Raw genomic sequence first — 16,299 nt, forward strand, 5'->3', positions numbered from 1 at the left:
GTCTGGTAGTACGCGATGTCAACGAGACTAGACCCGCGAGGCTGTCGAGCTGTCTAGACTTCGCACATGTCGGCCGATGACGTGGCGCGAGTCTTCGCAATCGAGGACAAGGTCGAGAGACTCAAGGCGGCCACCGACGGGGTGGCGGCGGCGCAGCAGACGATCAACGAACTCACCAGGATCCGCAGGGCGGTCATCCGGGAACTTCACGCCGAGGGCTGGACCTTCGCCAGAATCGGTGCGGCGGCGGGTCTTTCCCGCGCCCGCATCCATCAGGTGAGCACCCAGGGCCCGGCCCCGGAAGGGCTGTTCTTCGGCCACGGGACGCTCACCGTGCTGGTACCGGAGGTGCGCGCGGGCCGGGTGCTCGGCGCGCCGGATCCCGGTGCGGCACACCGGCTTGTCGAGCTACTGCACGAACTCGGGTTCGCCGCCTCGATCGAACGGTTCCTGCCGGGCAGGCCGGTGGACCTGAACCGGGACGGGCTGATCGTCGTCGGCGGACCCGAATTGTCCCCCAGCGTGCGACAACTCATCGCCGCCGATCCCCGGCTGCGCCGTGCGGTGGCCAGGGCGGGCGACGCGCGCCGCGGCATCGAGGACAGGGCCGCTCGGCGCGTGTACCGCCCGGGCGGCCCCGACCCGCACGACATCGCGTACCTGGCCCGCCTGCCCCGGCCCGACGGTCGCGGAACGTGTCTGATCATCGACGGACTGCATCCGCCCGGATCACTCGGCGCGGTGCGGCTGCTCGCCACCCGGCTGGCCACGCTGCACGAGCGGGCGGCCAACCACCTCTTCTCGGTGCTCATCGCGGTGCGGTACGACCGAACCACCGGCGAGCCCGTGGACGTCGACCTGCTCACGCCCGTGTACCGGCACGACGCCGATCCCCGGCCGATCAACGCCCGGCCGCGGCGGTGATGCGGATCGATAACCGAGGACCGCCGTTTCCCTTGTCGCGTGCCGGGTTTGCGCGGAATGACCGGCTATTTCCGCAGTGTGTCGCATGTCACGCGACCCTGTGGGTTACAGATACCCGCTCGATGTTTAGATAGCTAGTAGATAACTATTTGTTCGAGTAGGTGAGTGCCCAATGTCTTCCACTATCGAAAGCCGCGCATTCCGGGGATCGGTTGCGCGCGAGGCTGATCCGGGCGCTCGTTCGGGGAGGACGCGATGAACACCATCGTGATCGTCGGTCTGGCCGTCTTCGTCGCCATCACCGTCGGCGTGCTCGTCGCGGTGCTGCGGCGGCCGAATTCTTCGGAGCAGTTGACCGTCGCGGCGATTCAAGCTCGGCTCGCCGACGAGAAGGGGCGGGACTGCGGAGAGGCGGGCGACTCGCAGGCCGAAGGCGAGCTGGCGGCGGCCGAGGTGTCCGGCGGGGAGTCTCGCAGCGAGTCCTGACTTACGCCGCTGCTCGCGATGGGCGCAGCGTGTTCATCGGCGGCCGGTCGGTCAGGCAGACCTCCGTGCTGTGCGCCGTGAACGCGTCACCAACGAGGGGAAATTGGGTGAGGGCGGCGCCGGAGTCGGCGATTCCGCTGCGGCCGAGAACGGTGCCGAGGATCTGGCGGCTCATCACGCCGAGATCGCCGAGCGGGCGGTTGCGGTGGGTCCGCACACCCAGGTTGACCTGGCCGATGGCCGACATGCCGACGCGGTCGTAGGTGTCGAGCAGCAGGCCGATCTCGACGCCGTAGCCGGGGGCGAAGGGCACCGAGGTGAGCAGTTCGCGAGTACCGGCGTATTCGCCGCTGAGCGGTTGCAGGACCGCGCAGAGTTCCGGGCGCAGCGCGGCGAGCAGCGGACGCGCGACCAACTCGGTGACGCGTCCGCCGCCGTGCGCGTCCACCGCGCCACCCTGCCGCAGCGGGCGGCGGTAGTAGGCCTTCACCAGGTGCATGTCGTCGTTCAGCAGCAGCGGGCCGAGCAGTTTCGGCACGAAGGCCGGGTCGGGGTCGATGAGATCGGAGTCGACGAACGCGATCAGGTCGCCGCCGGTGACCGCGAGCGAGCGCCACAGCACCTCGCCCTTGCCGGGCAGCGGCTCCAATTCGGGCACCGCCTGCTCGCGGCTGATGACCTCGGCGCCCGCAGCGCGGGCTCGTTCGGCGGTGGCGTCGGTGGAGCCGGAGTCGAGCACGACCAGTTCGTCGACCAGCGTGCCGAGCAGCGGCCGGATACTGGCCACCACCTCGGCGACCGTGCGCTCCTCGTTCAGCGCGGGCAGCACCACCGACACGGTGCGCCCGTCCTTCGCGTCGACCAGCTCGTCGACCGTCCACTCGGGGGTGTCCCAGGTATTCGTGCTTACCCAGGCGGACTCGCGGTGTTGGATTTTCATACCAGACCTCGCAGGGTTCGTGCGGGGGGCCGGATGCCCTGGATCGCGGCGATCATGTCCACGACACGCCGGGTTTCGGCGACCTCGTGGACGCGGAAGACTCGGGCGCCGACGGCGGCGGACCACGCTGTCGCCGCCAAGGTGCCCTCCAGCCGCTCGGAGAGCCCGACACCAAGAGTCTCCCCGATGAAATCCTTGTTGCTCAGCGCCATCAAGACCGGCCATCCGGTATTTACGAGAACGTCTACTCCCCGCAACAGTTCGAGCCCGTGATAGGTGTTCTTGCCGAAATCGTGGGTGGGATCGATCAGGATCGAATCCTTGCGCACTCCCGCCGCGAGCGCGTCCTCGGCGGCCCGGACCACCGTGTCGGTGACTTCGCTCACCACATCGGTGTAGCGGACCCGATGCGGGCGGGTACGCGGCACCGCGCCGCCGGTGTGGCTGCACACGATGCCGACACCGAGGTCGGCGGCCACCGCGACCAGATCGGGATCCGCGCCCGCCCAGGTGTCGTTGATCAGGTCCGCGCCTTCGGCCACCGCGGCCCGCGCAACCTCCGACCGCCAGGTGTCGACGCTGATCAGCAGCTCGGGAAAGGCGGCGCGGATCGCCGCGACGAACGGCACCACCCGGCGCGTCTCCTCGGCGGCGTCGACCACGGTGCCTGGTCCCGCCTTCACTCCCCCGATGTCGACGAGATCGGCGCCTTCGTCGACGGCGCGGGCGACCGCGTCCATGGCCGCCGCGTCGGTGAAGGTCGCTCCGCGGTCGTAGAACGAGTCGGGGGTCCGGTTGACGATCGCCATGACCAGCGCCCGATCCGTCGCCACCGGTTTGCCGCACAGCGTGGGAGGCGGTACGGCGGGCGGGCTGAACATGCCCTCGACTGTAGCGGCTCGGCTCTTCGGCACGCGGCCCGCGGCGCAGTCGTCGTACGCAGCACGATCGCCGCACCGCTTTTCGTCGTGCCGTCGACGCCGAACACCAGTGCGCTCGACGGCCTCGTGCCCGCCGAGCGCGCCCTCGACCTCGGCGGGTGGCCACGGCGTTCACCACACTGTCCAGCAGTACGCACAAGCACCTGGTCACGGTGGTGATAGTCGAGCAGCCGACCGTCGCGCCGTCTGCGCGTCTCGTCCTCGACGCGCTAGCTCAGGCCCGGCATAGGTTCCGGTTTCAGCGCCGCGAACGCGGCGGACAGGTCGTTGGCCACGGTGATCCGCTCCATGGCGAAGCGGGAGACGAACTTTCGCTCGTAGAGTTCGTCGATCCACCGGAAAAGGCCGTCGTAGAAGCCGTTCGGATCGAGCACGACCACCGGCTTGGCGTGCTGGCCGAGATAGCCGCCGGTCCAGGTCTCGAAGAACTCCTCGAGCGTGCCGATCCCGCCGGGCAGTGTGAGGAAGGCGTCGGCGCGGTCCTCCATGACCTGTTTGCGCTGGCGCATGGTGTCGGTGACCACCAGTTCGTCGGCGTCGACGTCCGCGACTTCCTTGTGCACCAGAGGTTTCGGGATCACGCCGATGGTGTTCGCGCCGCCCGCCCGTGCCGCGGTGGCGACGGCGCCCATCATCGAGACGTGGCCGCCACCGGACACCAATTGCCAACCGCGCCGGGCGATCTCGGTGCCGACCCGGGCGGCGAGCGCCAGTGCGCCGGAGTCGGCGGTGCTCGCCGAGCAGTAGACGCAGACGGCATACGGGACGGTGACCTCGAGCGGAACCTCGGTCACCACTTGTCCTCCGTGCCGAGGGTGTCGATGTCGGAGCGTTCGGCGGCCGCCCGCATGATGATCTCGACGACCTCGTCCACGTGATCGGTGACGTGGATCAGGTCGAGATCGGCCGGTGCGATCTTGCCCGACCCTTGCAGCGAACCGCGCAGCCAATCCACCAGTCCCGACCAGTATTTGGTGCCGAAGAGGATGATCGGGAAGCGGGTGATCTTGCGGGTCTGTACCAGCGTGAGCGCTTCGAACAACTCGTCCAGAGTGCCGAAACCGCCGGGCAGGCAGATGAAGGCCTCGGAATACTTCACGAACATCGTCTTGCGGACGAAGAAGTAGCGGAAGTTGATGCCGAGATCGACCCATTCGTTGAGGCTCTGCTCGAACGGCAGCTCGATGCCGAGGCCGATCGAGTAGCCGCCCGCCTCGCACGCGCCGCGGTTGGCGGCCTCCATCGCACCGGGGCCGCCGCCGGTGATCACCGCGAAACCGGCCCTGGCGAGCGCGCCGCCGATGGCCATGCCCGCCTGATATTCGGGGTGGTCGATCGGCGTGCGCGCGGAACCGAAGACCGTGACCGCACGCGGCACCTCGGCCAGCGCGCCGAAACCCTCGACGAACTCGGCCTGGATGCGCAGCACCCGCCAGGGGTCGGTGTGCACCCAGTCGCTGTCCCCGCGCTGATCGAGGAGGTTCCGGTCGGCGGTACCGCCGGGTTTGCGATCGCGGCGGAACATTATCGGTCCGCGGAATTTCGCTGTCGACTTCGGCTTACTGGCGACCTCGTGATCGGCGGCGTCGGTGGACATGCGCTCCACGCTACCGGGCCGTACGCGCCGCGGGCGGTGCGAGTCGGTGAACGTGCGGCACACCCGCGGTGTCGGATACCGGTGTCACACTCCGGGGTCCCGCGTCGTCGTCTTGGTGAGTCGGAACGACACCGGCGCAGCGAATCCGACGATGGGAGATCACCATGACCATTCTCGTTACCGGCGGCACCGGCACCCTCGGCAAGCACGTCGTCCCGCTGCTCCGCGCCGCGGGCCGCGATGTCCGGGTGCTCAGCCGCGCACCGCGTCCGGCCGCCGCGGGCATCGAGTACGTGACCGGCGATCTGCTGACCGGCGCGGGCATCACCGCGGCAGTCGCGGGCGTGGACACCATCCTGCACCTGGCGGGCGGGCCCAAGGGCGACGATGTGGCAACCCACAATCTGGTCCAGGCCGCGCAAGGGGTGCGGCACCTCGTGTACATCGGCGTCATCGCCGCGGAAGAGTTGCCGCTCGGCTATTTCCGCGCCAAGTACGAGGCGGAACAGGCCGTCATCGGCTCGGGTGTGCCGTACACCGTCCTGCGCGCGGCCCAGTTCCACGACTTGGCGCTGAAGACCGTGCGCGCCATGGCGAAGCTACCGGTCGTTCCGGCGCCGGGCGGGTTGCGGTGGCAGTCGGTGGATTCGCGCGAAGTGGCGGCGCGGCTGGTCGACCTGACCCTCGACGAGCCCGCCGGACGCGTCGCCGATCTGGCCGGGCCAGAGGTGCGCACGCTGAGCGACATGATCCGCGACTACCTGCGTGCCACGGGCAAGCGTCGCGCGCTGCTGCCGGTGCGCGTTCCGGGGAAGGTCGGCCGTCTCTATCGTGCGGGCGCGAACTTGAACCTGGACACCGCCGAACAGGGCAAGCGCACCTGGGCGGAATTCCTCGCCGAACAGCTCGCGAAGGATCAGGCTGCGCCTGTCAGGTAGTTGCGCAGCATGGCGGCGACCGCGGTGATCTGGGCGGTCGGCAGGTGCTCGTCGCGCTTGTGCGCGAGGTTGGGGTCACCGGGGCCGAAGTTGACGGCGGGGATGCCGCGGGCGGCGAAGCGGGACACGTCGGTCCAGCCGTACTTCGCGCGCACCCCGCCGCCGCCGTGGCCGTTCACCGAGGCGATCAGATCGGCGGCGGCGGGCGCGGTGAGACCCGGGAGCGCGCCGGGCGCCGCGTCGACGAGGTCGATCGTGGCGTCGATACCGTCGAAGACCTCGCGCACGTGGCCGATGGCCTGGTCGATATCGCGGTCGGGCGCGAAGCGGAAGTTCAATTCCATCTCGGCGGCGTCGGGAATGACATTGCCCGCCACACCCGCGAACATGCTGGTCGCCGAGAGGCCCTCGCGGTAGAGACAGCCATCGATGTCGACCTGCCGCGGCTGGTAGGCGGCCAGCCGTTGCAGAACAGGGGCCAGTCGGTGAATCGCGTTGTCGCCCATCCACGAACGCGCCGAGTGCGCGCGCACGCCCGTGGTGGCCAGCCTGGCACGCAGGGTGCCCTGGCAGCCCGCCTCGACCCAGCCGCCCGAAGGTTCGCCCAGGATCGCCAGGTCGCCCTCGAGCCATTCGGGCAGGTCGCGCTCGATGTGGCCGAGGCCGTTGTGTTCGGCGGCGATCTCCTCGCCGTCGTAGAAGATCAGTGTCAGGTCGTGCACCGGCTCGGCGATCGTCGCGGCGAGATGCAGGAACACCGCGTCACCGGATTTCATGTCGACGGTGCCGCAACCGTAGAGCAGCTCCTGGCCGTTCTCGTCCTTGTCGAACCGGCTGGGCACGTTGTCCGCGATCGGCACGGTGTCCAGGTGCCCGGCCAGGATCACCCGCGTCGGCAGGCCCCGATCGGTCCTGGCCAGCACCACATTCCCGTGCCGCACGACCTCGAAGCCCTTGGTCTGCTCGCGCAACGCCCGCTCGACGACATCGGTGATCGCCTTCTCGTCCAGTGACACGCTCGGGATGTCGACGAGCGCGGCGGTGAGAGCGATGGGATCGGCAGACAGGTCGATGGTCACGCTCTCAGCCTACGAGCGAGGTGCCGCGGCTCCCCAGCCCGGAGGTGGCGCACCGCTGGGAGCGATCGGTCGGTAACCTTCCATGACGTGAGCATTCAGGGAGCAGCAGCAATCGGTATCGCCAACGTGACCGCGGACGGAACCGTCCTGGACACCTGGTACCCGAACCCGGAGCTCGGTGAGTTCGGCGACACCGGCACCAAGCGCCTGGACGAGGCGCCCGCCGAATACGCCGCGCTGCTCGGCTTCGACGAGGCGCGCGGTGTCGACGTGGTCGCGGTGCGCACCGTCATCGCCGACCTGTCCGCCGCCCCGGTCGACGCGCACGACGTCTACCTGCGCCTGCACCTGCTCTCGCACCGGCTGGTCGAGCCGCACCAGGTGAGCCTGGACGGCCAGTTCGGCCTGCTCAGCAACGTGGTCTGGACCAACCACGGCCCGGCCGCCGTCGAGGGCTTCGAGGCGACCCGCGCCAAGCTGCGCGCCCGCGGCCCGGTGACCGTCTACAGCATCGACAAGTTCCCGCGCATGGTCGACTACGTGGTGCCCTCCGGCGTGCGCATCGGCGACGCCGACCGGGTCCGCCTCGGCGCGCACCTGGCCTCCGGCACCACCGTGATGCACGAGGGCTTCGTCAACTTCAACGCGGGCACCCTCGGCGCCTCCATGGTCGAGGGCCGGATCTCCGCGGGCGTCGTGGTCGGCGACGGTTCCGACATCGGCGGCGGCGCGTCCACCATGGGCACCCTCTCGGGCGGCGGCACCACCGTCATCTCCATCGGCCAGCGCTCCCTGCTCGGCGCCAACGCGGGTCTCGGCATCCCGCTGGGCGACGACTGCGTGCTCGAGGCCGGTCTCTACCTGACCGCGGGCACCAAGGTCGCCACCCCCGACGGCACCGTCGTGAAGGCCGCCCAGCTGAGCGGCCAGAACAACCTGCTGTTCCGCCGCAACTCCCAGACCGGCGCGGTCGAGGTCGTCCACCGCAAGGGCACCGGCATCGAGCTCAACGCGGACTTGCACGCCAACGACTGAGCGCGCGCCGAGTCGGGCGTCGCTCGTGAACAAGCCGACGCGGGCCTAGGCCTGGCCGTCCGACGGCGCGCACGCAGCGGATCGCGTCTCGGGACGAGCTACTTCGCAGCGGTCCGAAGCCAGCGCAGCACAGTGCCGCATCGCGGCCGACTGCTCCGCGGTGCGGCTCGTCGCCCTTCGACTCCGGAGCTCACGCGGTGTGGGCGACCTCGGGCAGGATGCCGAAGGCGATGACCCGCTCCGGGTGGATGCGGATCAGCTCTCGAGAGGCGCCGGACATGTAGGTGTCGACGTCGGTCAGCGCTTCGGCGGTGCCGCGGATTTCCAGGCAGCGCACGCGCCACGGCTGCACCGAGGCGATGTCGTCGACGACGAAGGCGATGCGGTCGTTGGTGGCGAGATTGCGGAACTTGTGGGAGGAGCCCATGTTCCAGCCCGCGACGTCGATGGTGCCGAGTTCGTCGTTGTAGCGGAAGCCGACCGGATTGTTCTGCGGCGACCCGTCCGGCCGCACCGTGGCGAGGCGGCCGAGGCGCTGGGTGCGCAGGTAGGCGATCTGGTCCGAGGTCAGCGTTGCGGTCATGTGAGCGACGGTAGAACCTCGAGCTGACTCGAGGTCAAGACCTATCCCAGCTGCTTCTTCTGCACCTTCCCCATCGCGTTCCGCGGCAGCGTCGCGACAACGCGCACCTCCCGCGGCCGCTTGTGCGCCGAAAGCTGCTCGGCCACGTGATCGATCAGCTCTTTCTCGATCGACGCCTCCGCCTCGCCCCGTAACACGACGAACGCGACCACCCGCTGCCCGAGATCGTCGTCGGGCAGACCGACCACCGCCGCCTCGGCGACCGCCGAATGCCCGAGCAGGGCCGTCTCGACCTCGCCCGCGCCGATCCGGTAGCCGCCGGACTTGATCAGGTCGACCGATTCCCGGCCGACGATGCGATGGAAGCCGTCGCCGTCGATGGCGGCCACGTCGCCGGTCTTGAACCACCCGTCCTCGGTCCAGCTTTCGGCCGTGGCGTCGGGCCGGTTCAGATATCCGCCGAACAGCATCGGCCCGCGCACCTGCAACCCGCCGATGCTCTCGCCGTCGTGCGGCACGGGCGCTCCGGTCTCGTCGCGCAGCCTCGTCTCCACGCCGCGCACCGGCGTGCCGACCCACCCCGGACGACGTTCGCCGTCGGCGCGGGTGGACAGCGTGATCATGGTTTCGCTCATGCCGTAGCGCTCGATCGGTGCGTGCCCGGTGAGTTCACGCAGCCGCTCGAACACCGGCACCGGCAGCGGCGCGCTGCCCGACACGAGCAATCGAGCGCTGGCCAGTTCGCGTGCGGCATCGGGGTTTTCGACGACGCGCGACCAGACCGTCGGCACGCCGAAGTACAGCGTGCCGTTCGCCTCGGCGTAGGCCTGCGGTGTCGGCTTCCCGGTGTGGATCAGCGGGCTGCCGACGCGCAGCGCGCCGAGCACGCCGAGGATGAGCCCGTGCACATGGAACAGCGGAAGACCGTGCACCAGAACGTCTTTCGCGGTCCAGCCCCAGGCTTCGGCGAGTGCGTCCAGTCCGGCGGCGATCGCGCCGCGAGTCAGCACGACACCTTTCGGCGCACCGGTGGTCCCGGACGTGTAGAGCACGAAAGCCGTTGTCGCCGGGTCGGGTTCGGGATAGGTGTGCCACGACCTCGCGTGCATGCGGACCGGAACCACCGGCAGATCGGTGCCCTCGGGCGCGTCACCCAGCCATGCCTGCGCGCCGGAGTCGGCCAGGATGTGCGCGAGTTCCGCGGCCCCGGAATCCGGCGGTACCGGCACCACCGTGACGCCCGCGATGAGGCAGCCGACCACCGCGAGGACGGTGCGCGCGGTCGGCCGGGCCAGCACCGCGACCCGGTCGGCGCGCGCGATGCGCTCGGCCACCGAGGTCGCCGCGCCGAGCAGGTCGCTGCGCGAGAGCGTCACGCCATCGATGGTGACCGCGTCCGGAATGTCCGCGCCCGCAGCGACCGCGGCCGGATTCAGGGAACGGAGCAGCAGGGAGGGACCGAACGACATTCGCCCAACCTACTGCGTGCGCGCCGCGGACCGTCAGCGCGTCGCAGCTCGGCTTCGACGCGTTGTGACCGTTGACACACCGAAGAGACGGTGAGAAGGTCATAGTACATCCTTCTCAACGAGGAGAACGGGGTCGAACGATGACCAGCCCGCTTCGCGCACCCGCGCTCACCAAGTCCGACGACGATTTCGACATCCGCGGCCACCTCGACGGCTCCGCCGCCTTCTTCGGCGCCGCCGCGAACGTCATCATGCAGCTCAGCGCCCGTCCCGTCGGCTACGGCGTGCTGGAGAGCACGGTCGACAGCGGCAAGATCACGCTGCACCCGGTGAAGCGCACCCGCACCACGCTGACCTACCTGGCCGTGGCGATGCTCGGCACCGACGACGAACGCGCGGCGTACCGGGCGGCCGTCGATCGCGCGCACCACACCGTTCGGTCCGGCCCGACCAGTCCGGTGAAGTACAACGCCTTCGACTCCCGGTTGCAGCTCTGGGTTGCGGCTTGCCTGTATTGGGGCGCGCGGGATCTGCACGAGCGCATGCACGGACCGATGGACGACGCCACGGCGGACGCGTTCTACCGCAACGCCGAACGTCTCGGCACCACGTTGCAAATGCGCCCCGGCCAGTGGCCCGCGGACCGCGCCGCGTTCGCTCGGTACTGGGCCGAGCATCTCGCGGCGACCGTCATCGATCCGCCGGTCCGCGACTACTTCTGGGACCTGGTGAACCTGCGGATGTTCCCGCGTCCGGTTCAGCTCGCCTTCGGCGGCCTGCACCGCTGGGTGACCGCGGGGCTGCTGCCGGAGCATTTGCGCGACCAGATGGGCATGACCTGGACCGAGCGCGACGACCGGCTCCTCGCCACGCTGCTCACCGCCGTCGGCGCGGTGGAGGGCCGGATGCCCAAGGCCGTCAAGGCTTTCCCGGTGAACGCCTTCCTCTGGGACATGCGCCTGCGCCGCCGCCTCGGACTTCCGCTCGTCTGAGCGAACCGCCGCCTTCGCTCCGGCCGTGCGTGGGCGCGCGCTTATATCAGTTAATACACAGCATCCCCATTACGCCACGCCGGAACCGAGCGCCCGCGTACGCTTTGCCTCCTGAATGAAGGCACGACATCGGAGGTCGAACGCCGGGAGGCAATCGTGATCCATCGGATGATCGTCGCGTCACTCGCCGCGGGAGCGCTGTACGCCCTGGGCGCCGCAGCATCGGGCACATCGCCCGCAAACGCTCAGCCAAATGGGGAGGAGACCCCGTCGCGCACCTCGATCGCCGTGCGATCGAGCGTCGGCGCGTCGTGGGGAACCGCGAACCAGCACGAGATTCGCGGCGCCCTTTCGCTGTCCAAGCTCTTCCTCGTCGACTACGCGCTGCGCCACGGCGACGGTTCCGCGACCGATCGCGAATGGGGCGAGCGCATGATCCGCTTCTCCGACGACGGAGCGGCCGGAGCCATGGAAGGCAAGTACCCGCAGGCCATCGATGCCATCGCCGCCGAGTACGGCCTCGCCAACACCCGTTCCGGCGCGGGCGACTGGAGTACCGCGACCACGACCAGCGCCGATGTCGCGGACTTCCTGCACGCCAAGCAACTCCAGGATCCCAGCTCGCCGATCTTCCAGTGGATGGCCACGGCGGGCGACACCGCCGCCGACGGCACCGTGCAGAACTGGGGCACCGCGCAGCTGCCCGGCGTGCTCGGCACCAAGTGGGGATGGTCGGATGTCGGTGCGCCCGAGGTGGCTTCGGCCTCCTACGGAACCGGGTTCACCGTGGCGGCGCTCACCTGGGGCACGTCCGCCGACCAGACCGCCGACGTGCTCGGCGCACTGCCGAGCGTGGTGGCCGATGTGCTCGGCGTGCCCGTCTGGCTCGTTCCGCGCTGAGTCGGCGCGGCTCGAATCGCTTGGTTCCGGGCGTCAGCGCACCCGGAACGAGACGACCACGTGGTCGCGGGCGAACTCGCGCAGGGCGGCGTCGTCGCCGAACGGGATGACGGTCTGCGGTGTCAGCGCCAGCGACACCGCGGTCCGCGCGATCATCTCGGCCAGCGGAGCCGGATCGTACGCGGGGAGTTTGCCCTCCTCTTGAAGGCGCGTGACGAACTCGGCGACGTAGTCGCGCCCGAGTTCGATGATCGGCGCGCCCTTCACGGTGAGGAACGGAAGCACCAGCTCGGGTTCGGTGGCGAGCAGCCGGTGCACCAGCTGGTTGCCGCGCAGGCCGTTCACGAACGCGACGAACAGCGCGACGATCTGATCTTCGGCGCTGGCGTCCCGGTCCACCTGACCCTGGAGCACGCCGTCCACCTCATCGATGAACTCGCGCGTCTGACGTAGCGCGACGCCCTGGATGAGATCGGATTTGCTGGCGAAGCGCCGATACAGCGTGGCCAGCGAGAGACCGCACCGCCGGGCCACTTCCACCATGCTCGTGCGCTTGATGCCGAAATCCAGGAAGGCCACCAGCGCGGCGTCCAGCACCCGCGCCTGATTGCGATCTTCCGGGCCGGAGTTGCGCACCAGCGGCAGCAATTTGGTGAAGCTCGCCATGTCTCCCACCCTATCGTCCGGCGAAACGATGACAACGTCAGCATCGCATACCTTCACCGCACGGGACCCGAGTGGCACGCGCCTTGGCGGTGCGAATGCGGAGGTCCGCAATTGACAGCGTCCGCCCTCAGATGACAAGGTGAGCCCCTGACCTTCTCATCACTTCACTCCGGTGAACGGAAAGACGAGGACGACGATGACCGCGCCCCTTCGTGCGACGACGCCCGAGCCGGTGCCCGGCAGCCGCTACGGCACCGCCGAGGACTTCGACATCGAGAAGTACTGGAGCGGCGTCGCCGCCTTCCTCGGCGGCACCGCGAACGTGATCATGCAGCTGAGCCTGACCCCGGTCGCCTACGGCGTGCTGGAGAGCACCGTGGATTCCGGCAAGGTCACCCTGCACCCGTGGAAGCGGCTGCGCACCACGCTCACCTATCTCGCCGTCGCCCTGATGGGCACCGAGGAGGAGCGCGCCGCGTACCGCGAGGCGGTCGACACCTCACACCGCAGCATTCGGTCCAGCGCCGAGAGTCCGGTGAAGTACAACGCCTTCGATCCCAAGCTCCAGCTGTGGGTGGCCGCCTGCCTGTACTGGGGCATCGTGGACCTGGAGGAACGGCTGCACGGCCCGCTCGACGCGGCGAGCGCGGACGCGTTCTACCAGTACGCCGCCCGGCTCGGCACCACCTTGCAAATGCGCGGGGAGCTGTGGCCCGCCGACCGCGCCGCGTTCGACGAGTACTGGACCACCAACCTGGCCACCAAGACCATCGACGCCCGCACCCGCGAATACTTCACCGGTCTCGTCGAGCTGAAGATGGTCGCGCCACCGCTGCGCCTGTTCGCACCGGTGCAGCGATTCATCGTCGCGGGCCTGCTGCCGCCGCACCTGCGCGCCGAGATGGGGATGCGCTGGACGCCGCGCCAGGATCGCGCGCTGGCTCTGCTGCTGCGCGCGATCGGCGCGGTGCACCGCCGACTTCCCCAGCGGCTCAGGCTCTTTCCGATGAACTTCTACCTGTGGGATCTGCGCAGGCGGCGCAGGTTGGGCAAGCCGCTCGTCTGAGGCGTACCGGTCCCTCAGGCTGTGTCCGAACGACCCGCCACCAGCGCGCGCAGGAAGAACCGCATGTTGGCCGGTCGCTCGGCCAGCCTGCGGGTCAGGTAGCCGTACCACTCGTCGCCGTACGGGACGTACACCCGCACCGCGTGCCCAGCCGCCGCCAGCCGCAGCTGCTCGGCGTCGCGCACTCCGTACAGCATCTGATGCTCGAATGTCCCTGCGCTCCGGACCGTTTCGGCGGCCAGGTGTTCGGCGGCCAGCACGAGTGCCGGGTCGTGGGTGGCCACCATCGGGTAACCCGCGCCGCGCATGAGGATCTCCAAACAGCGCAGGTACGAATCGGTCACCTCGACATCCCGCTGATACGCCACCGCCGCGGGTTCGCGATACGCGCCCTTGCACAACCGGATTCGCGAACCGGGACCCGCGAATTCGGCGCAGTCGTCCCTGGTGCGGTGCAGGTACGCCTGAAGAACCGCGCCGAGCAACGGGAATTCCGGCCGCAGCTCGCGCACGGTGGCCAGCGTGGCGTCGGTCGTCGTGTGGTCCTCCGCGTCGACCGTGACCCACACCCCCGCCTCGGCGGCCTTGGTGCACACGATGCGCAGGTTGTCGGTGGCGATGGCGGGACCGTCGCCCGGCAAGGCCTGCCCGAGCGCGGACAGCTTGACGGACACCTCCACCGGCACCGCGACGCCCTCCGGCTCGACGGGCCGGTCGGCCGCGGCGAGCTCGTTGATCAGCGAAAGATATTCCGCGACGGTCGCATCGGCGCGGGACCGATCGGTGGTGTTCTCGCCGAGGTAGTCGACGCTGATCAGCCTGCCGCTGCCGAGCAGCGCCCGCACCACCGGCGCCAATTCCGCCCGAGATTCACCCGGCACGAACCGGCGGACGATATCGGCGGTGAGCTTGGTCCCGGTGAGCGCGCGCTTCATCCGCGGCGAAGCGGCCGCCGCGAGAATCGCCGGGCGCAGCGGGTTCATCGGTCCTCGAGAATGTCACGCATCACGCCTCCCTCTTCCGGCCGACGTGTCGGCGCCGCCGGTCTCACGAGTCCATGTGCGGGTACCGGTGCTGCACCGGTGGCACGAATGTCTCCTTGATGGTGCGCGGCGCCGTCCAGCGCAGCAGGTTCAGCGGCGAGCCCGCCTTGTCGTCGGTACCGGAGGCGCGCGCACCGCCGAACGGCTGCTGACCGACGACGGCGCCGGTGGGTTTGTCGTTGATGTAGAAATTGCCCGCCGCGAAACGCAGTGCGGCGCCCGCTTGTTCGGCGGCGTTGCGGTCGTCGGCGAAGATCGCACCGGTCAGGGCGTAGGGCGCGGCCGACTCCACCTCGGCGAGAATCGCCGCGTACGAACCGGGTTCGGCGTCGTCGTAGACGTGCACCGAGAGGATCGGGCCGAAGTACTCGGTGGTGAACGACTCGTCGCGCGGGTCGTCGGAGAGCAGCACCGTCGGGCGGACGAACCAGCCTTCGCTGTCGTCGTAGGTGCCGCCGACCGGGATGGTGACGCCCGCGGCTCTGGCCCGTTCGATGGCCGCGACGTTCTTGTCGTAGGCACGCCGATCGATCAGCGCCCCACCGAAATTCGACAGATCGGCCACGTCGCCGTAGCTCAGCTCGGCGGTCGCGGTGAGGAAGTCGTCGCCGATGGTCCGCCACACCGAACGCGCGATGTAGGCGCGCGAGGCCGCCGAGCACTTCTGGCCCTGATACTCGTAGGCGCCGCGAATCAGCGCGGTGCGCAGGGCGCCCGGATCGGCCGACGGGTGCGCGACGATGAAGTCCTTGCCACCCGTCTCCCCGACCAGCCGCGGATAGCCTTGGTAGCGGCCGATATTCGCGCCGACCTGCTGCCACAGCGACTGGAAGGTCCGGGTGGAACCGGTGAAGTGGATACCCGCCAAGCGCGAATCGGCCAGCGCCACCTCCGAGAGCTGGATCCCGTCGCCGGTGACCATGTTGATCACGCCGGGCGGCAGGCCCGCCGCCTCCAGCAGCCGCATGGTGTAGAACGCGGCGAGCGTCTGCGTCGGCGAGGGCTTCCACACCACCGTGTTGCCCATCAGCGCGGGCGCGGTCGGCAGGTTGCCCGCGATGGCGGTGAAGTTGAACGGCGTGATCGCGTAGACGAACCCCTCCAACGGCCGATAGTCCATCCGGTTCCACACGCCGGGACTCGACTGCGGCTGCTGGGCCAGGATGTCGCGCGCGAACGCCACGTTGAACCGCCAGAAGTCGACCAGTTCGCAGGGAGCGTCGATCTCCGCCTGCGCGACCGACTTGGACTGGCCGAGCATCGTCGCGGCAGCCAGCGTCTCCCGCCACGGCCCGGCCAGCAGATCGGCCGCGCGCAGGAAGATCGCGGCGCGATCGTCGAAGGGCATGGTGCGCCACCCCGGGGCGGCCGCGATGGCGGCCTCGATGGCGCCGTGTGCTTCGGAATGAGTGGTATCGGTGTAGGTCCCCAGTACGTGCCGATGCCGATGCGGTGCGACGATCTCGTGCCGCTCGCCGATGCCCGGCCGGTGCTTGCCGCCGATGACCAGCGGCACGTCGACGGATTCGGCGGAGATCTCGGCCAGCTCGGCCACCAGCAGCTCGCGCTCGCGACTCCCCGGCGCGTACGTGTGCACCGGCTCGTTGCCTGGCGTAGGGACAACCGTGACAGCGTCCATA

Annotated in this window: 17 protein-coding genes; 7 read left to right on the top strand and 10 right to left on the bottom strand. The window is 69.4% G+C overall.

The window, feature by feature from the left end; translation table 11 throughout:
* Nucleotides 1-66 precede the first annotated feature (66 nt).
* A complete protein-coding gene (locus tag ABZV58_RS21155; RefSeq protein ID WP_355001859.1) occupies nucleotides 67-924 on the top strand; it encodes a hypothetical protein in 858 nt (285 codons plus the stop codon).
* Nucleotides 925-1,179: 255 nt separating this feature from the next.
* On the top strand, nucleotides 1,180-1,410 hold the full coding sequence (locus ABZV58_RS21160) for a hypothetical protein (RefSeq protein ID WP_355001860.1): 231 nt from the start codon (nucleotides 1,180-1,182) through the stop codon (nucleotides 1,408-1,410).
* Between the two features lies 1 nt (nucleotide 1,411).
* Here ABZV58_RS21160 and ABZV58_RS21165 read toward each other — a convergent pair whose 3' ends face one another.
* The 4 genes from ABZV58_RS21165 to ABZV58_RS21180 all read right to left on the bottom strand — a co-directional run bounded on the left by ABZV58_RS21165 (nucleotide 1,412) and on the right by ABZV58_RS21180 (nucleotide 4,888).
* A complete protein-coding gene (locus ABZV58_RS21165) occupies nucleotides 1,412-2,350 on the bottom strand; it encodes a glucosyl-3-phosphoglycerate synthase (RefSeq protein ID WP_355001861.1) in 939 nt (312 codons plus the stop codon).
* On the bottom strand, nucleotides 2,347-3,231 hold the full coding sequence (folP, locus tag ABZV58_RS21170; protein WP_355001862.1) for a dihydropteroate synthase: 885 nt from the start codon (nucleotides 3,229-3,231) through the stop codon (nucleotides 2,347-2,349). Before folP ends, ABZV58_RS21165 begins: the two co-directional genes overlap by 4 nt.
* A 269-nt stretch (nucleotides 3,232-3,500) precedes the next feature.
* Complete coding sequence (locus tag ABZV58_RS21175) at nucleotides 3,501-4,088, bottom strand: TIGR00730 family Rossman fold protein (RefSeq protein WP_355001863.1); 588 nt, start codon at nucleotides 4,086-4,088, stop codon at nucleotides 3,501-3,503.
* On the bottom strand, nucleotides 4,082-4,888 hold the full coding sequence (locus ABZV58_RS21180; protein ID WP_355001864.1) for a TIGR00730 family Rossman fold protein: 807 nt from the start codon (nucleotides 4,886-4,888) through the stop codon (nucleotides 4,082-4,084). The genes ABZV58_RS21175 and ABZV58_RS21180 overlap by 7 nt, the downstream gene beginning before the upstream one ends.
* A gap of 158 nt (nucleotides 4,889-5,046) precedes the next feature.
* On the opposite strand from ABZV58_RS21180, the gene ABZV58_RS21185 reads away from it, so the two are divergent.
* A complete protein-coding gene (locus ABZV58_RS21185) occupies nucleotides 5,047-5,826 on the top strand; it encodes an SDR family oxidoreductase (RefSeq protein WP_355002211.1) in 780 nt (259 codons plus the stop codon).
* Here ABZV58_RS21185 and dapE read toward each other — a convergent pair.
* Complete coding sequence (dapE, locus tag ABZV58_RS21190) at nucleotides 5,805-6,905, bottom strand: succinyl-diaminopimelate desuccinylase (protein ID WP_355001865.1); 1,101 nt, start codon at nucleotides 6,903-6,905, stop codon at nucleotides 5,805-5,807. The two genes, ABZV58_RS21185 and dapE, sit on opposite strands and share 22 nt — an antisense overlap.
* 87 nt (nucleotides 6,906-6,992) lie before the next feature.
* On the opposite strand from dapE, the gene dapD reads away from it, so the two are divergent.
* Nucleotides 6,993-7,940 (top strand): 2,3,4,5-tetrahydropyridine-2,6-dicarboxylate N-succinyltransferase, encoded by a 948-nt coding sequence (gene dapD / locus ABZV58_RS21195; RefSeq protein WP_355001866.1) that lies wholly within the window; start codon nucleotides 6,993-6,995, stop codon nucleotides 7,938-7,940.
* A 190-nt stretch (nucleotides 7,941-8,130) separates the two neighbouring features.
* Here dapD and ABZV58_RS21200 read toward each other — a convergent pair whose 3' ends face one another.
* The gene (locus tag ABZV58_RS21200) at nucleotides 8,131-8,523 is read right to left on the bottom strand and encodes a PPOX class F420-dependent oxidoreductase (protein WP_355001867.1); all 393 of its coding nucleotides are present in this window, start codon (nucleotides 8,521-8,523) and stop codon (nucleotides 8,131-8,133) included.
* A gap of 41 nt (nucleotides 8,524-8,564) precedes the next feature.
* Complete coding sequence (locus ABZV58_RS21205; RefSeq protein ID WP_355001868.1) at nucleotides 8,565-9,992, bottom strand: acyl-CoA synthetase; 1,428 nt, start codon at nucleotides 9,990-9,992, stop codon at nucleotides 8,565-8,567.
* 140 nt (nucleotides 9,993-10,132) lie between these two features.
* Between ABZV58_RS21205 and ABZV58_RS21210 the strand changes: the two genes are divergently transcribed.
* Both ABZV58_RS21210 and ABZV58_RS21215 read left to right on the top strand, forming a co-directional pair.
* Nucleotides 10,133-10,984: an oxygenase MpaB family protein gene (locus ABZV58_RS21210; protein ID WP_355001869.1), complete on the top strand. Its 852-nt coding sequence runs from the start codon at nucleotides 10,133-10,135 to the stop codon at nucleotides 10,982-10,984.
* A 168-nt stretch (nucleotides 10,985-11,152) separates the two neighbouring features.
* Nucleotides 11,153-11,884: a hypothetical protein gene (locus ABZV58_RS21215; protein ID WP_355001870.1), complete on the top strand. Its 732-nt coding sequence runs from the start codon at nucleotides 11,153-11,155 to the stop codon at nucleotides 11,882-11,884.
* A gap of 33 nt (nucleotides 11,885-11,917) precedes the next feature.
* Here ABZV58_RS21215 and ABZV58_RS21220 read toward each other — a convergent pair whose 3' ends face one another.
* Nucleotides 11,918-12,550, bottom strand: coding sequence for a TetR/AcrR family transcriptional regulator (locus ABZV58_RS21220; protein ID WP_355001871.1), 633 nt, complete (start codon nucleotides 12,548-12,550; stop codon nucleotides 11,918-11,920).
* 196 nt (nucleotides 12,551-12,746) lie between these two features.
* On the opposite strand from ABZV58_RS21220, the gene ABZV58_RS21225 reads away from it, so the two are divergent.
* Nucleotides 12,747-13,616 carry an oxygenase MpaB family protein gene (locus ABZV58_RS21225; protein ID WP_355001872.1) on the top strand — a complete coding sequence of 290 codons (870 nt, stop codon included), beginning with the start codon at nucleotides 12,747-12,749 and terminating at the stop codon, nucleotides 13,614-13,616.
* 14 nt (nucleotides 13,617-13,630) lie between these two features.
* Here ABZV58_RS21225 and ABZV58_RS21230 read toward each other — a convergent pair whose 3' ends face one another.
* On the bottom strand, nucleotides 13,631-14,599 hold the full coding sequence (locus ABZV58_RS21230; RefSeq protein ID WP_355001873.1) for a proline dehydrogenase family protein: 969 nt from the start codon (nucleotides 14,597-14,599) through the stop codon (nucleotides 13,631-13,633).
* Nucleotides 14,600-14,663: 64 nt separating this feature from the next.
* Complete coding sequence (pruA, locus tag ABZV58_RS21235; protein ID WP_355001874.1) at nucleotides 14,664-16,298, bottom strand: L-glutamate gamma-semialdehyde dehydrogenase; 1,635 nt, start codon at nucleotides 16,296-16,298, stop codon at nucleotides 14,664-14,666.
* Nucleotide 16,299 lies beyond the last annotated feature (1 nt).

This window comes from Nocardia sp. NPDC004654 (assembly GCF_040609595.1).
Classification (GTDB): domain Bacteria; phylum Actinomycetota; class Actinomycetes; order Mycobacteriales; family Mycobacteriaceae; genus Nocardia.

What these genes read in the sequence shown, in the direction of transcription:
- ABZV58_RS21230 (WP_355001873.1), bottom strand. Translation starts at nt 14,599, where the DNA reads ATGAACCCGCTGCGCCCGGCGATTCTCGCGGCGGCCGCTTCGCCGCGG.
- ABZV58_RS21215 (WP_355001870.1), top strand. Translation starts at nt 11,153, where the DNA reads ATGATCGTCGCGTCACTCGCCGCGGGAGCGCTGTACGCCCTGGGCGCC.
- ABZV58_RS21200 (WP_355001867.1), bottom strand. Translation starts at nt 8,523, where the DNA reads ATGACCGCAACGCTGACCTCGGACCAGATCGCCTACCTGCGCACCCAG.
- ABZV58_RS21210 (WP_355001869.1), top strand. Translation starts at nt 10,133, where the DNA reads ATGACCAGCCCGCTTCGCGCACCCGCGCTCACCAAGTCCGACGACGAT.
- pruA (WP_355001874.1), bottom strand. Translation starts at nt 16,298, where the DNA reads ATGGACGCTGTCACGGTTGTCCCTACGCCAGGCAACGAGCCGGTGCAC.
- ABZV58_RS21180 (WP_355001864.1), bottom strand. Translation starts at nt 4,888, where the DNA reads ATGTCCACCGACGCCGCCGATCACGAGGTCGCCAGTAAGCCGAAGTCG.
- ABZV58_RS21220 (WP_355001871.1), bottom strand. Translation starts at nt 12,550, where the DNA reads ATGGCGAGCTTCACCAAATTGCTGCCGCTGGTGCGCAACTCCGGCCCG.
- ABZV58_RS21165 (WP_355001861.1), bottom strand. Translation starts at nt 2,350, where the DNA reads ATGAAAATCCAACACCGCGAGTCCGCCTGGGTAAGCACGAATACCTGG.
- ABZV58_RS21155 (WP_355001859.1), top strand. Translation starts at nt 67, where the DNA reads ATGTCGGCCGATGACGTGGCGCGAGTCTTCGCAATCGAGGACAAGGTC.
- folP (WP_355001862.1), bottom strand. Translation starts at nt 3,231, where the DNA reads ATGTTCAGCCCGCCCGCCGTACCGCCTCCCACGCTGTGCGGCAAACCG.
- ABZV58_RS21225 (WP_355001872.1), top strand. Translation starts at nt 12,747, where the DNA reads ATGACCGCGCCCCTTCGTGCGACGACGCCCGAGCCGGTGCCCGGCAGC.
- ABZV58_RS21160 (WP_355001860.1), top strand. Translation starts at nt 1,180, where the DNA reads ATGAACACCATCGTGATCGTCGGTCTGGCCGTCTTCGTCGCCATCACC.
- ABZV58_RS21205 (WP_355001868.1), bottom strand. Translation starts at nt 9,992, where the DNA reads ATGTCGTTCGGTCCCTCCCTGCTGCTCCGTTCCCTGAATCCGGCCGCG.